The sequence below is a fragment of the Verrucomicrobiia bacterium genome (assembly GCA_019634625.1).
GTDB lineage: Bacteria > Verrucomicrobiota > Verrucomicrobiia > Limisphaerales > CAIMTB01 > CAIMTB01.
In genome coordinates this window covers 78,903-94,170 of record JAHCBA010000004.1, presented here as the reverse complement: position 1 = coordinate 94,170, position 15,268 = coordinate 78,903, and the positions used below count along the sequence as shown (strand labels likewise).

At 65.6% G+C, this 15,268-nt stretch carries 9 protein-coding genes; 5 read left to right on the top strand and 4 right to left on the bottom strand.

Annotation, left to right across the window (positions count from 1 at the left end; translation table 11 throughout):
* Nucleotides 1-222: 222 nt before the first annotated feature.
* The gene (locus KF833_03655; protein ID MBX3744380.1) at nt 223-2,484 is read left to right on the top strand and encodes a CRTAC1 family protein; all 2,262 of its coding nucleotides are present in this window, start codon (nt 223-225) and stop codon (nt 2,482-2,484) included.
* Here KF833_03655 and KF833_03650 read toward each other — a convergent pair.
* From KF833_03650 to KF833_03640, 3 genes are all read right to left on the bottom strand, one after another.
* Entirely contained in the window at nt 2,475-3,389 is a 915-nt protein-coding gene (locus KF833_03650) for a type II secretion system protein (protein ID MBX3744379.1), read from the bottom strand. The two genes, KF833_03655 and KF833_03650, sit on opposite strands and share 10 nt — an antisense overlap.
* A 491-nt stretch (nt 3,390-3,880) precedes the next feature.
* Nucleotides 3,881-4,876: a DUF72 domain-containing protein gene (locus KF833_03645; GenBank protein MBX3744378.1), complete on the bottom strand. Its 996-nt coding sequence runs from the start codon at nt 4,874-4,876 to the stop codon at nt 3,881-3,883.
* A 66-nt stretch (nt 4,877-4,942) separates the two neighbouring features.
* The gene (locus KF833_03640) at nt 4,943-7,507 is read right to left on the bottom strand and encodes a DNA translocase FtsK (GenBank protein MBX3744377.1); all 2,565 of its coding nucleotides are present in this window, start codon (nt 7,505-7,507) and stop codon (nt 4,943-4,945) included.
* 118 nt (nt 7,508-7,625) lie between these two features.
* Here KF833_03640 and KF833_03635 point away from each other — a divergent pair, with 118 nt between their 5' ends.
* A complete protein-coding gene (locus KF833_03635) occupies nt 7,626-9,644 on the top strand; it encodes an acetylxylan esterase (protein MBX3744376.1) in 2,019 nt (672 codons plus the stop codon).
* A gap of 1,225 nt (nt 9,645-10,869) precedes the next feature.
* Here the strand turns inward: KF833_03635 and KF833_03630 are convergent.
* Complete coding sequence (locus KF833_03630) at nt 10,870-11,610, bottom strand: hypothetical protein (protein ID MBX3744375.1); 741 nt, start codon at nt 11,608-11,610, stop codon at nt 10,870-10,872.
* A gap of 611 nt (nt 11,611-12,221) precedes the next feature.
* Between KF833_03630 and KF833_03625 the strand changes: the two genes are divergently transcribed.
* The 3 genes from KF833_03625 (at nt 12,222) to KF833_03615 (ending at nt 15,266) form a co-directional block, all read left to right on the top strand.
* The gene (locus KF833_03625) at nt 12,222-13,187 is read left to right on the top strand and encodes a helix-turn-helix transcriptional regulator (GenBank protein ID MBX3744374.1); all 966 of its coding nucleotides are present in this window, start codon (nt 12,222-12,224) and stop codon (nt 13,185-13,187) included.
* A gap of 94 nt (nt 13,188-13,281) precedes the next feature.
* Nucleotides 13,282-14,490, top strand: coding sequence for an outer membrane beta-barrel protein (locus tag KF833_03620; GenBank protein MBX3744373.1), 1,209 nt, complete (start codon nt 13,282-13,284; stop codon nt 14,488-14,490).
* A 212-nt stretch (nt 14,491-14,702) separates the two neighbouring features.
* Nucleotides 14,703-15,266, top strand: coding sequence for a polysaccharide biosynthesis/export family protein (locus KF833_03615; GenBank protein MBX3744372.1), 564 nt, complete (start codon nt 14,703-14,705; stop codon nt 15,264-15,266).
* Nucleotides 15,267-15,268: the final 2 nt, after the last annotated feature.

Below are 15,268 nucleotides of genomic sequence, written 5' to 3'. Positions count from 1 at the left end.
TTCCGCACGGACGGCGCCATCTCGAAGGCGGGAGCAGGGAGAGAGGATGGGGGGAGTCATCCCGTGGATTTTCCCACTGGTCGAGTATCGAGAGTTGGAGGATGGGTTGCGCTCCTGGTTGGGGGCGGCCTTCTGTTTTGGATTGGGCGTTGGCTGTGGCCGGTCGATCCGGGCGGTGCGGATGGAACGGATGGAGCTTTGGGCAGGCCGGTGGGGCGGGGAATGAGTCGCGAACTGGCGGCGCAGATGGCGGTCCTGGAGGGGCGGGAGCGGATGTGGGGGGAGACGGTCTGGGCGCCGGAGTTGGCGGCGCAGGCCCGTGCCCGCCCGGTGCATGACTGGTGGGATGCCGTGAATGCCGCAGGTCCGGACCGGCGATGGGAAGTGTTGGCCCGATTGCCTGTTGACGAGGTGGCGTTGCCCGGTTGGTCGGATGCCGAAGCGCTGCCGTTTGGGGCGACGCGGCGTTGGGCCGGCGGGGTGGAAAGGGTTCTACGGGGCGACGGATGGCCGGGCTGGGTTGCCGGGTTCGGGGAGGGGGGATGGCGGATCGACCGGATGGAATTGCGTCACCGGGCGTACACGCCGGAGGAGACTGGGCGTCCGGCCACGAGCCGGTGGCGGGTGACGGTGCACTTGACGCATGAGGGGCGCCTGGAGGCGGCGGCGCTGGATGGGGAGGTGGAGGTGGAATGGGGGGAGGGGGATCGAACCGGGTTGAAGCGGGTGTCGGTTGGGCGGATGACCTGGGATCGACGGACAGGCGGAGGACCATTCGAGGTGATCCTGGAGGACGACCTTTCCCCGCCGGTCAATGCGCATTCGGTGGATCCGCTGCTGGTCCATGATCTGGACGGGGATGGCCATCCGGAGGTGATACTGGCGGGCAAGGGTTGGGTGTATCGGAGGCAGGACGATGGGACCTACCGGGGGGGGCCGTTGGGACGGGCGGAGGTGGGGTTGATTTCGGCGGCGGTCCTGGGGGACTTCGACGGGGACGGGGTGGTGGACCTGCTGGTCACGCGCCATGAGGGGGTGGTTCTGCTGGCGGGGTCGCCTGGGGGGACCTTCGATGTGCCGGGGCGACTGGTTTTCCCGGCACCGCGTGAGCTGGTGTATCCCATGGTGCTGACCTGTGGCGATGTGGATGGGGACGGGGATCTGGACGTGTTTCTGGGCCAGTACCGGGTGCCGTACGAGGCCGGGTCGATGCCGACGCCGTTCCATGATGCCAACGACGGGCATCCGGCGTATCTGCTGTTGAACGACGGGACCGGACGATTGACGGACGGCACGGTAGCGGCGGGGTTGGGCGGCAAGCGGCACCGGCGCACGTACAGTGCGTCGCTGGTGGATCTGAAGGGGAACGGGGCGCTGGACCTGGTGGTGGTGAGCGATTTTGCAGGGATCGATGTGTATGAGAATGACGGGCGGGGACGCTTCACCGACCGGACCCGGGATTGGATTGAGGCCCCGCATGCGTTTGGGATGGCGCATGTGCTGGCGGACTTCGACCGCGGCGGGAGGTTGGATCTGCTGATGATGGGGATGACGTCGCCGACGGTGAGCCGGCTCGAGCATCTTGGGTTATGGCATCCCGAGATGGCTGTCGAGGACCGGCCGATGCGGTCGCAAATGGCGCATGGCAACCGGCTGTACCGGGCAGGGGAGGGGGAGCGATTCTGGGAGGTGTCGGGGATGCTGGGGATTGCCGACACGGGCTGGTCGTGGGGATGCGCGGCCCTGGATGCGGACAACGACGGGCTTCTGGAGGTGGTGGTGATGACGGGTTTGGAGAGCCGCGACACGGTGGAGGATTACGAATCCCACTACTGGCTTTACGACGCCCACATGGCGGGGTCGGAGCCGGACCCGGCCGCCTATGTGTACTTCATGGGGAAGTTTGGAAGGACACGAGGGCGGGGGCAGTCGTACGGGGGATATGAGTTGAACCGGTTCCTTGCCCATCGCGGGGCGGCGGGGTTTGTGGAAATGGGGCACCTGCTGGGGTTGGGGTGGCAGGAGGACGGGCGCCATGTGGTGGCGACGGATCTGGATCTCGACGGGCGGGTGGATCTGGTGACGCTGGGGTTCGAGGCGTGGCCGGGATCGCGTCACCGGCTTCGCATTCTTCGGTCGCGGGTGGAGGGGGCGGGAAGCTGGATCGGGTTCCGGTTTAGGGAATCGCGGGAGGGCGGTTCACCGGTGGGGGTCCGGGTCGAGGTGCATGCGGAGGGACGTGTGGCGGTGGGGACCGTGGTGACGGGGGACGGATACCGTTCGCAACATCCATCGACGCTGCATTTCGGGCTGGGGTCGGCGACGGAGGTGGAGAGAGTGGTGATCCGATGGCCGGGGAGCGGTCGGCGGAGGACCACCCTGATGGCCCCCGCGATGCAGCGGTACCATGAGGTTGGCACGCCCCCGCGGGGGGAAGGGGTGTCGGAGGCGGTGTCGGGGGCGGTGTCGGAGGCTCAGCGGTAGGGGATGAGCTGGATACGTTCGCGGTACCACGCCATGTCGCGCCGGCCGGCGTCATCGAACTGTTTCACGGGGCCGTAGCTGAACTTGACGGGGTACTTGGAGGCGGCGCTGAGCCATTTGCGGATCTCGGCGTGGCCATCGGCGAAGGAGAAGCCACAGGCGCCATTGTGGTAGGAGGCGGGGAGATCCTGCCAGTGGTTGACATTGGGATCCGTGATGTAGAAGGCGTCGTTGATGGAGTCGGGATGCTCGTCGAGGGTGAGGTAGGTCATCGACGGCTGGGGCACATCGCCGAGCTTGATGAACTGCCGGTATTGTCCGCCGAAAGCCCAGCTTGCCCCTCGGGCGGTGTTGTCGCCGGGATCATTGTTGGAACGGCCGAAGAGCGCGTTCATCGACATGCTGCGGAGACGTCGGGACCAGCCGGCCCGGCGTTGGGCGGGGCTGACATAGATGTCGGCGGGACATTGGTAGATGCCGACGGCTCCGGCGGTGTAGGGGCCGAGGACTCCGTTCCGGACCCACTCCACGTTGGTCACACTGCGGTCGTGGATTCCACTACCGGCGCCCCAAGTCATGATGTTGTTGACCCAGTTATTGAAGCGGCGGGAGTTGATGGCTTCCTCGGTGCCGGGGATGGTGAAGTTGTTGGCGCAGCGGTCCTCGAAATCGCCGGCATAGAGCTGCCAGCCGAGGACGAGTTGCTTGTTGTTGCTGAGGCAGCCGATGCCCTGGGCCTTGGTTTTGGCCTTGGCGAGGGCGGGGAGGAGCATGCTGGCCAGGATCGCAATGATCGCGATGACCACCAGGAGTTCGATGAGGGTGAAGGCCGGGGCGGGGTGCGGAGGCGCCGGTCGAGCCGGAGGTCGGGCCGGAGGGGCCGGAGTGGGAGGCTGAGAGTGCATGGGTCAATGGGGCTTGGCGTCTAGAGGGCAGCGCGACGGGCGCTGCCGGGGGTGTGGAATCGGGAAGAGAGTGCAGGGAATCCGGGGCATTCAGCAAGAATCCACTTTGGGCTCGATCGCATCCCCGTGCATCCCTCCCGGCGTTGTGGGGAGAGGTGCGAACTCCGCTGGGCGGCGCTTCGGAGGGCCGAGTTCCACGAGGCCGCAACGGTGTGTGGCGTTGGGTTGAGGACTCACGGAGCTCGTCCCTTCGATGCGCTGCCTCCTCCCCCAACTCCGGGATGCACCAATCGCGTCCCCGAAGTCCGAAACGAAACGTCGGCGAGTGCAGATAAAAAGACAGGCAGCATACCTATTGACCAACCGGCGACGAGGTCGTCCCCACCGCGGCCCTACGGGCCCGATTGGGTTTTTGGCGTCAACAAATAAGTAGCCTGACCATATGTTTTGAAGCGTAAGCAACATAGAGCCTGACCTACTATCTTAATTATTTACCCGACCGGCGGGTCGCCCTGATCGGGGAGGGCGTTGGAGAAGGCGGCGGCGAGGAGGGAGTCGAGGGTGAGGAGGGCGTTGCCCTCGAAGCGGTTGTTGACGAAGAGATGGACCGGGCGGGGTGGTTGGACCGGGTGCGTCTGTCTGGAGATGAGGAGGGAGACGGCGGCGGTGCGACCTTCGGGGTAGGGTTCGATCAGGCGATCGTAGGGTGCGAATCGACGCACGGCGTCGGCGTAGGCGCGTCCGGGTTTGAGGAGGAGCCGGGCGGCGGTGAAGGAAGCGCTGCTGAAGGCGCCGGGGTGGGCGAGTTGATCGGCAAGGGGAGGCATGGCTTCCCAACTGGTGAAGACATGGGCCGCTCCGTGCCGGGCCAGGGTGGCGAAGTAATCGGCGTGCAGGAGGTTGCGGTTGCGGATTTCCACGCCGTAACGCCAGCCGGCGGGGAGTCGGGCGAGGAAGGTGTCGAGGGCAGCCACGAAGTCGCGTCCGCGCGCGAAGTCGGAGGGGTGAAATCGGGAGAACTCGAAGATCAGGACGCCGGCGTGTTCGCCCAGGATGGCGCAGGGGGCGAGGAAATCGGCAGCAAAGCGGTCGGCGTCGAGGAAATGGGGATTGGGTTGACCAGCCCTGTCGCCGTAGCGGGGCAGGCGTGGGTAGGTGCGGACGGTGATGGTGTCGGTGACTTTGAAGGTGAACCGGAACCCGGCGGGGACGGCGGCCAGGAGGCTGTTGAGGAGACGTTCGTCGGGGAACCGGTAGTAGGTGGCGTCCACGCTGACGGTGGAGAACACCTCGGCGTATTCGGTGAGGCAGTCGCGTTCGAAGCGCGTTTCGGAGAAGGCGCCGCGGTAAAGGTAACGGTCGCGGGTGTAGAGCTGGCCGATCCAGCCGGGATACTTCCAGGACGAGGTTCCCACGAAGACGCCATGGCGGGCGGCAGCCCTGGCGAGGTGCCGAAGGCGGTCCCGGTCGAAGGCGGGGGAGGACACGGGGAGCGGAGGACAGAGGGCTGAGGGCTGAAGGCTGAAGGCTGAGGGCTGAGGGAGGGTTGGGGGTTAGACGAGTTGCTGTTTGCCGCCGTCGTGGCCGCGGCCATCGAGGTCGATGAGGATTTCGCGCGGTTCGGCGCCGCGGGCGGGGCCGATGATGCCGCGTTCTTCGAGGACATCCATCATGCGGGCGGCGCGGCCGTAACCGATTTTGAGGCGGCGCTGGAGGAGGGAGGTGCTGGCCTTTCCTTCGCTGCGGATGATCTCGATGGAGTCTTCGATGAGTTCCTCGTCCTCTTCGCTGGCGTCGTCGTCGAGGTCGCGGACGGATTTCTGGAGCTGCTGGTGGATGTCGAGTTCGTAGCTGGGCTTGCCCTGCTGGGCGATGAAATCGACGAGGGACTGGATTTCCTCATCGGTGACCAGGGCGCCCTGGGCACGGATGAGGCGGCCGGAGCCCGGGGGGAGATAGAGCATGTCGCCCTTGCCGAGGAGTTTATCGGCGCCCATCTGGTCGAGGATGGTGCGGGAATCGACCTTGCTGGCGACCTGGAAGGCGATGCGGGCGGGGATGTTGGCCTTGATGACGCCGGTGATGACATCGACGGAGGGGCGCTGGGTGGCGACGATGCAGTGGATGCCGGCGGCGCGGGCCATCTGGGTGATGCGGGCGATGGCCATTTCGACATCGGCAGGGGCGACGAGCATGAGGTCGGCGAGTTCGTCGATGATGACGACGATGTAGCTGAGCTTGTCGGGGATGACGATGTCTTCGTCCTGGTTGGTGACCATGGCCTGGTCGAGTTCGACGGCGAAGCCTTCGGAGCTGGACTCGACCTTGTCGCGGGCGGGCGTTTCGGGGGGGGGTGGCGGGGGTGGGGCTTTTGGGCGGTCGTTGAAGGCCTTGATATTGCGGACGCCGACCTTGGCAAAGATCTGGTAGCGTTTCTCCATTTCGTTGACGACCCAGCGGAGGGCGAGGACGACCTTCTTGGGGTCGGTGACGACGGGGACGACGAGGTGGGGGAGGACGTTGTACTGCTGGAGTTCGACCACCTTGGGGTCGATCATGACGAAACGGAGCTGGTCCGGGGGGAAGCGGTAGAGGAGGGAGGCGATGATGCAGTTGATGCAGACGGACTTGCCCGAGCCGGTGCTGCCGGCGATGAGGAGGTGGGGCATGTCGGCGAGGTCGGCGATCATGGGCTGGCCATAGACGTCCTTGCCGAGGGCGAGGGGGACGCGGCATTTGGAGCGGGCCCAGGCTTCGGATTCGAGGAGGTCGCGCATGATGACCTTGGTCTTGACCGAATTGGGGACCTCGATGCCGACGGAGCTTTTGCCGGGGACGGGGGCGAGGATGTGGATGCGTTCGGCGCGGAGGGCGGCGGCGATGTTGTTGGTGAGGTTGGTGATCCGTTCGAGTTTCACGCCCGGGGCGGGGTGGAGTTCGTAACGGGTGATGGTGGGGCCTTTGGTGATGTCGCCCAGGGCCACCTCGATGCCGAACTGGGCGAGGGTTTGTTGCATGAGGCGGGCGTTGGCGATGAGTTCCTCCCTGGATTCGGTCGGATGGACCGTGAGGTCGGGGGATTGGAGGAGGGAGAGGGGGGGGAGCTTGTAATTGCCAATGCTGGGGGCGGAGGCGACGGAGAGGCGGCGACGGGGGGACATCAGGCGGCCGCGGACGGGAAGGGGGAGGGAGGGTTCATTGTCGTCCACGTCTTCGGCGGGGGTGGGATCGGGATCGGCTTCGGCGGATTTCGGGGAGCCGGGGTAGCCGTGGATTTCGCCGGCGGTGATGACCTGGATTTCGGGTTCGTCGGGACCGGCCGACGAGGGGCGGGAACCTTTCGCGGCGGGCTTGGTCTGGGGCACGCTGAGGTCGCGGACGGTGGGTTCAGGGACGGGGCGGAGGTCGGGTCCGACCCCGGCGACACCTGCTTTGGCGGCGGCGCCGGAGTGGACGGTGCGATCGCGGTCCATCTGTTCCTGGAGGCGGCGGGCTTCGCGTTCGAGTTGCTGGGCCTTGCGCTGGAGGCGGAGTTCCTCATCGAGACCGGCTTCGAGGCGGGCCTGGCGTTCGCGCCACGCGTCGCGGATCCAGTCGAAGAGCTGGAAGTCGGAGAGGGCGAGGAGGGTAAGGAGGTAGAGGAGGAAGAAGGCGATCATCGAGCCCGCGTAGCCGATCAGGCGGAAGCCGTAGCGGTTGAGGAGATCGCCGACGAGTCCGCCGGCAAGGTCCCCGCCGAACCATTGGCGGACGAGATGGGCATTGAGGTCGAAGGCGGCGGCGGTGACGAGGGAGAGACCGAGGAGCCAGGGCCAGCGGCGGCGGGCGAAGGCGAAGGGCTCGGCGAGGCAGCCGAGGGCAAAGACGAGGAGGGTGAGGGGGAGGAGGAACGAGGCCGAGCCGAACAGGAGCAGGGTGAGGTCGGCCCAGCGCGCCCCGACGGGGCCGATCCAATTGTGGGCGGGTTGGTTCGGACGGGCGGCGTTGTTGGGCAGGTCGAGCCGGTCGTAGGATACCAGCGCGAGCAGCCAGACCACGGATACGACCACCAGGACGAGACCGATCCAGTCGGCTCGGCGTGGGGCCAGCGGGGGCTCCGGACGGGCCTTCTTTGCCATGCGGAGGTCACGGTAGGCAGCGGGTGGCAGGGCTTCCAAGTTTGAAGTTTGAGGGGAGTGGAGGTTCCGGGTTTGCGGCGCCTTGCACAACGGGGCGGGGATTGCCTATAAGCGGGTCATGTCACCCCGGTTCACGGTTGTCGTCGCGTTGCTGATTGGCTGGGCGGGTCCGGCGTTGGGGATGGGGCCCCGGGCGCTGCCGGAGGGGCAGGTGATGGAGGATGTGCGGTTGGGACCGCTGCTGGATCTGGACGGCTATTTTCCGTTCCGGGTACCGGAACGGCGGGAGGAGTGGGCGGTGCGGTCGGAACGGGTGCGTCGGCAGATCCTGGTGACGCTGGGGTTGTGGCCGATGCCGACGCGGTTCGCCTTGAACCCGGTGATCCACGGGCGTCGGGACATGGGGGATTACACGGTGGAGAAGGTTTATTTCCAGAGCGCGCCGGGGTTTTACGTGACCGGGACGTTGTATCGTCCGGTGGGGAAGACGGACCGGGTGCCCGGAGTGCTGGCGCCGCATGGGCACTGGGCCAACGGTCGATTCATGGATCAGGGGCTGGCGACGGTGCGGCGGGAGATCGTGGCGGGGGCGGAGCGGTTTGAGGAAGGGGGACGGGATGTGATCCAGGCGCGGTGCGTGACGCTGGCCCGGATGGGGTGCGTGGTGTTCCAGTACGACATGCCGGGGTACGCGGACAGCCAGCAGTTGTCGATGGGGTTGACCCACGGGTTTGCGCGGCAGCGGCCGGAGATGAACGATCCGGAGCGGTGGGGGTTGTACAGTCCGCAGGCGGAGGGGCATTTCCAGAGCGTGATGGGGTTGCAGACGTGGAATTCGATCCGGGCGCTGGATTTCCTCGAGGGGTTGCCCGAGGTGGATGCGACGCGGCTGGCAGTGACGGGTGCGAGCGGGGGTGGAACGCAGACCTTCATCCTTGGGGCGATCGATCCGCGGCCGGCGGTGGTGTTTCCGGCGGTGATGGTGTCCACGGCGATGCAGGGCGGGTGCACCTGCGAGAACGCCTCGGGGTTGCGGGTGGGGACGGGCAATGTCGAGTTTGCGGCACTGTTCGCGCCGAGGCCGCAGGGACTGACCAGCGCCAACGACTGGACGCTGGAGATGCCGGCGAAGGGGTTTCCTGAATTGCAGCGCCTGTACGAATTGCTGGGGGCCAGGGACAAGGTGATGCTGCGGCACCTGCCGCATTTCGGGCACAACTACAACTACGTCAGTCGCGCCTCGATGTATGCGTGGCTCAACCGGCACCTCGGGCTGGGGTTGCCGGAGCCGATTGTCGAGGAGGATTTCCGGCGGTTGACCCGGGAGGACCTGACGGTCTGGGACGAGTTGCATCCGGCGCCACGAGGCGGGGACGATTTCGAGCGGGATCTGGTACGCTGGTGGACGTTCGACGCCAACGCTCAACTGGCCGAGGCGGCGAAGAGCGAGGCGGGATGGCGGGCGGTCATTCAGCCGGGGATCGATATCACGGTGGGCCGGACGTTGTCCGAGGTCGGGCCGGTGGCCTGGGAGATGACCGTGAAGAACGAACGGGACGGATATGTCGAGATGGCGGGACTGCTGAAGGCGGGAAACCACGGGGAGGCCGTGCCGGCGGTGTTCCTGCACCCGCGTGGGCCGCGGGGGATCACGACGATCGTGCCGACAGCGACCGGTAAGGCGGGGTTGTACGCGGCGGACGGGACGCTTCGGCCGGAGATCAGGACGATGGTGGCGAACGGAGAGACCGTGGTGGGGCTGGATTTGCTGTACCAGGGGGAATCGCTGGCCGACGGGCAGCCGCTGGAGCGGACGCGGCGGGTGGCGAATCCGCGGGAGGCGGCGGCGTACACGTTTGGATACAACCACACGGTCTTTCAGCAGCGGGTGCACGATCTGCTGACTGCCCTGGCGTTTGTGCGCCACCACGAGAACGCGCCGCGCCGGATACGGTTGAAGGCGGCGGCGGATGCCGGGCACTGGGCTGCGTGCGCGATCGCCGTGACGGGCGGGACCGTGGAAAACGGCGGGATCGAATTGGGGGATTTCCGATTTGCCCGGGTGCGCGATCTGCACAGCCCGGACTTTGTGCCGGGCGGGGCCAAATTCCTGGATCGATGGGTGCTGGAACGGTGATGGGACTCGCCGCGGAACGGACCCGGTGCCCGGTTTTTCTGCTGAAGACCGGACTTTCGATGAGCCTGGCCGGATGGTCTTTGCCAACTGGATGAAACCTGGATGAAGCGGTGTCTCTCCCGGCATGTCGGGGTGGACTGGGAGGCTCACGCTGAAGCGTGTACACCGATCGGTCTTGGCAGGGAGGGGACGTGACGGGGTGCAGAGGGTTGGTCGCGCCAGGTTTGGAGTGCACGCTTTAGCGTGTCGGGGTGGACTGGGAGGCTCACGCTGAAGCGTGTACACCGAACGGTCTTGGCGGGGCGGGGCCGTGAGGGGGGTGCAGAAGGTTGGTCGGGCCAGGTTTGGTGTGCACGCTTTAGCGTGTCGGGGTGGACTGGGAGGCTCACGCTGAAGCGTGTACACCGAACGGTCTTGGCGGGGCGGGGCCGTGAGGGGGTGCAGAAGGTTGGTCGGGCCAGGTTTGGTGTGCACGCTTTAGCGTGTCGGGGTGGTTTGGGAGGCTCACGCTGAAGCGTGTACACCGAACGGTCTTGGCAGGGCGGGGCCGTGAGGGGGTGCACAGGGCTGGTCGCGCCAGGTTTGGAGTGCACGCTTTAGCGTGTCGGGGTGGTTTGGGAGGCTCACGCTGAAGCGTGTACACCGAACGGTCTTGGCAGGGCGGGGATGTGAGGGGGTGCAGAGGGTGGGTCGTGGCCAGCCGGGGTTGCAACCCAAGTCGAGCTTCGCCAAAGCCCCAAAGGGGCCAGATGAGATAGCCCAGGGCGACCGAGCCCTGGGATGTGGCGGGTAAAATATCGGGCAAGCCCTGAAGGGGCGCCACCTCGGCGCAAAAATGCTCCGGGTTGTTCTAGGAACGGTCGGGGTGGGTTTGGGCAGGTCGCGCCCCTTCAGGGCTCGGATGATTTCACATTGCGGGTACCCAGGGCGTTGCCCTGGGCTATCTCATTCGGCCCCTTTGGGGCCACCCCGGTTCGCCAGCCAAATGGCCAAACTCGAGACGCTTTAGCGTGTCGGGGTGGACTGGGAGGCTCACGCTGAAGCGTGTACACCGAACAGTCTTGGCGGGGCGGGGCCGTGAGGGGCCCAGGGTTCGCCATTCGCCACTCGTCTCGCACCTGGGGTTCGCGTCCGTAGGTCGTCGCCTGCGGGTGAGAAAGGGAAGAAACAAAACGCCCCGGGGCCGTGGGCTCCCGGGGCGGTGCAAAGGGGTATCCGGAATCCGTTACTTCTTCTGCCAGCGCGCGCGCAGGCCGAAGAGAAGCGGCAGCAGCGCGAGGCCGCCCGCGATGTAGGTCGAGGGCTCGGGGACGATGGCGAGCATGTCTTGATTGTAGCCCTCAGCATCGGCGCTGGGACCGTTGTACAGCCTCATAACGCGAACATTGAATTCGCCATTCGCGGGCGTCGATTGGACATTCGCCCAAGTCAATCCCAAGTCATCAATAGCTGCTTGTACCAGGCTAGTTGCCGCAGTGGAGAAGGCAGGGGCACCCGACACGCCAAGTTCCTGCTCCAAATACCAGATCGCGTTTTGGAGTGCACTGTGGGAAGCACTGTTTCCGGTGAACCCGCCAACGCCGATTAGGGAACCGTCGCGAAACTTGGAATAGAGCCAAGCCGTGGCGAGGGAGATTGGGTCTGGAGAACCGCCGGCAATGCCACCGCGGCTGGAAGAATTGGCCAGGTTCACGTCGTACACCCGATTCGCAGGATTGCTTGGAAACGAGATGTACTCATTACGTTCGATACAGAACGTGAGGAAGGACCCACCTGGATCACTCACGACGTTCCCGAGGCCAGAGACCACGGTCGCCAGAAAGGCTCCGCCGCCATTTGCTCCGCCGGCACCGCTAGGTGTCGGGTCAATTCTCACCTCACCGTCAAATGGGCCCGGGAATGCCCCATGCGCAGCGATGCTGCCCGCGAGCCCGGCGATGAGCGTTAGTAATGTTAGTTTCTTCATGATCGTGTCTGGGTGGGAGGGACTTGATCTCTCCTTGGTTGCGTTGATTCTTTGCTGCAGGACCTCGGACACCTGTGACGGACCGGCAGGTCTGATGACCTGCGCGTCTGTCCACTGAATCCGCGGCGATCAACCCGCCTCGCCTCCCTCCTCGACACTGGCGCCCACTCGAACGTCCGCCGGTTTGGTTCTGGCTAAACGAATTGACTAAGCGTTTTTCGCATGTACCAGCGGGGTAGTTCAACTGAGCAGGGACGCTTCTATAGCCAATTTTGGGACCTTGGGTGCACGGGTTGTCCGCACACGCCCAGGCCCTTTTCGCGAGACCCGTGGACAGGGCTGTCCGCGCCCCGTGTGCCACGACCTTCGTGTTCCCAAAAACGGGAAGCGTTCGGTTGGGAGAGAGCAAGCGCCATCGCACCGACTCGCGGATCGCCTCGCAGCGTAAGAAAGCGGTCCGAAAACTGGGTGGATCGGGGCGTATTCTGGTGGTTCCGGACGGGCAGTAAGCCCTTGCGGCGCAAAAATGTCGGCCTGCGGCACAAAAATGGTTTGACTAATCAAATGCCCTAAAGCGATTCTCCTATCGCATTGGCGTACGGGAATCGCATATGAACGAGATCCTCGATAATCTGGTCCTGCACCGCCTTAGGCTGGAGGCAGGGGAGGCGTGGTTTTATCGCCGGGATGCCCTGTGGATCGGCTGGATTTCGAGCGGGGAGGGGCGTTGCCAGTCCGGGTCGGAGGCTGAGCGGTTTCAGCCGGGTGAAGTGCTGGTGACGCATGGGGGAGAGGGTATCCGGATGTGGGCCGGGCCCGGTGCGGCGCTGGAGATGGGGTGGTTCACGGTGCAGATCGAGCAGTTGTTTCCCTTGTTCGCGAGTGCGGAGCTGGCGCTGTTGCAGTACGTGGCCAGCGGCTTCGATGCGCCGCGCCGGCACGGGATTGGGTCGCACCTTGGGAGGGTCATGGAGTCCGAGGTGCTGGGGCTTCCCGAGGCGCCCAACCTGGAGCATCGGTCCCGGCTGTTGCGGGTGGTGGCGGCGATGCTCACACCGGAGATCGAGAGCGCGCGGGCGTCGGGCATGACCCGGCCGGACCGGGCGGAGGTCCATTTCAGGAAGATCCTGGCGGCCATTTCGGAGGAGGACTTGATTCACCTGCCCGTCGAGGAACTCGCCGCGCGGTTCGGTTGCAGCCGGCGCCACTTGAACCGGCTGTTCCACCAGTACACGGGCGATTCGCTGGCGGCGATGCGCATGGAGATGCGGTTGCGCAAGGCGGAGTCTCTCCTGCGGGATCCGCGGGCCAAGGTCATCCAGGTGGCCGGGGATTGCGGGTTCGCGCACCTGAGCCAGTTCAATTCCTGCTTCAAGCGGCGGTTCGGCGACAGTCCGGGCCGTTGGCGGAAGCGGTCCGAATCGGAACCGCTGGCCCCGGCCAAGTCGAAGACAGGCACGCCGTTTCCAGGCCACGGTTCCAATGGATCCGGTGGCGCGACGCCTTGGAATGCGGGGGTTGGAGCAGGCACTTCCGGGCTGGCGGATTCCGAGGCACCCAGGCAGGCTGCCGCCTGATCGCGACGGTCCCAAGGCGCAGAACTCCGCACCCGTTTCCCCACCAGGCATGTCTTCCCACCCCGAAATCTCCTGGCCGTTCCGCTTGGCTCCGATGGCAGCGGGTGCAGGGCTGGCGCTGTCCGGGACTGCGGCCATGGGGCAGTCGGAGAGCTTCGAGACCCGGATGGCGCAATTGCCTGAAGCGCCGTACACGATCCGGCAGGGGGATTTCCGCCTGCTGATCTCGCCGTCGCTGGGAATCGACTGGAACGACAACATCAACACCTCCCGTTCGGATCCTAGGGACGATTTCATCCTGCGCCCGCTGCTGCGGCTGACCGCCAGTTACCCGCTCACCCAGAAGAACCTGCTCCGGCTCAACGTGGGTTTCGGCTACGACCACTATTTCGAGCATAGCGAACTGAGCACGTGGCGGCTGACCTCCGACTCGGCGCTGTCCTTCGACATGATGATCAAGGACGTCCTGATCAACCTGCACAACCGGGTCAGTTACTCCCGGGACTCGGCGGAACGGGGCGAGGTGGCGGGAACGGCGGAACAGGGGACGCTGAACAACACCACGGGGATCCTGGCCCAATGGCATCTGGGGGACGTGACCCTCTCCGCTGGCTACGACCGCCAGTACGCCATTTCCATCGCGGATCCCCTCAACTACCAGGACCGGACGACCGATATCGTGTCGATGCGGGCCGGCCTGCAAGTTCATCCGCAACTCCAGGTCGGGGTGGAGAGCCCCCTGACCTTCACGTCGTACGATCTGCCGGTCCTGAACGACAACGTGGGCTACGGCGGCGGGATCTACGCCGACTGGCGTCCGGGGACGGTCATGAGTCTGCAGCCGAGGTTTGGGTACAGCGCCTACGATTTCCGCCAGACCAGTCTGTTCACGGTGGCCCAGGACGTGGAGGCGTTTTACGGCAGCCTTGCGTTCGCCCACCAGCCGCGGGAGGCCATCGGCTACAACCTGAGTGTGGGGCACGAACTGCGGCTCGGTCTGCAATCGGATTCCGTCAAGGCGACCTCGGCCCGGCTGACGGTGAACTGGGCGATGGTGCGGCGTATCAGTGTGCGGCCGGGATTCTTCTATGAACACGGCAAGGCGGCAGGCAGGGTTCGATCCGGGCGCGCGGTCGCCGAGACCTATGACTGGTATGGCCCGGAATTGACGGTGACCGGGTCCCTGACCGAGAAGCTTCGGTTGAGTTTGAGTTACCGGCTGACATTTCGGGACTCCAGCGAACCCGATCGCGGCTACACCCAGAACCGGATCGGCCTGCTGGCCAGTTACTCCTTCCAGTGAACGCATGGATTCCCAACCGCCCTGCGAGGGCTGCGAGGCGCACCTGGTCGGCGGGGCGCACGCTGGGCCTCCTTGTCATGGCCGTGGTATGGACGATCGGTTCGGCAGCCCAGAATCCGGTTCCGGGATCCGGCTTTGCCTCGCCATTGGCTGGGCTGACCAATGCCGCGGTGTCGTCGGTTCTGCCCCCGCCACCGGTTGAAGGTTCTGCCGTGCCCACCGTTCCGTTGCCGGCCAGCATGGATGCCCTGGACGACAAGCATCGACTGGTCGTGGGGGATCGACTGAGCTTCCGCATCATCGAGGACGAAGAGGTGCCCCGCCCCCTGGTGGTCACCGATTCCGGGGAGCTGGATGTGCCCTACATCGGGCGGTTCGCCGCCCGCGGCAAGACATGTCGCGAACTCGCCGTCGAGCTGAAGCAGGAACTCGAGAAGGAGTACTATTACCAGGCCACCGTCATCGTCGCCGTCGATCTGATGGCCCGCAGCCGGGGCCGGGTCTGGCTGGTCGGCCCGGTGCGGCTGCCCGGCCCCCAGGAAATCCCCAGCGACGAGGTCTATACGGTCAGCAAGGCCATCCTTCGCGCCGGCGGCTTCACCGACGCCGCCGACAAACGCAACGTTCGCATCACCCGGCGGGCCACCGACGGCGGCCCCGACACCACGTTCACCGTGAATGTCGGCGAAATCATCGAGCGGGGCCGCACCCAGAACGACATGGTCCTCGAGCCGGGCGACATGATCTACGTCCCGGACCGGTTGATTCGCTTTTAGAG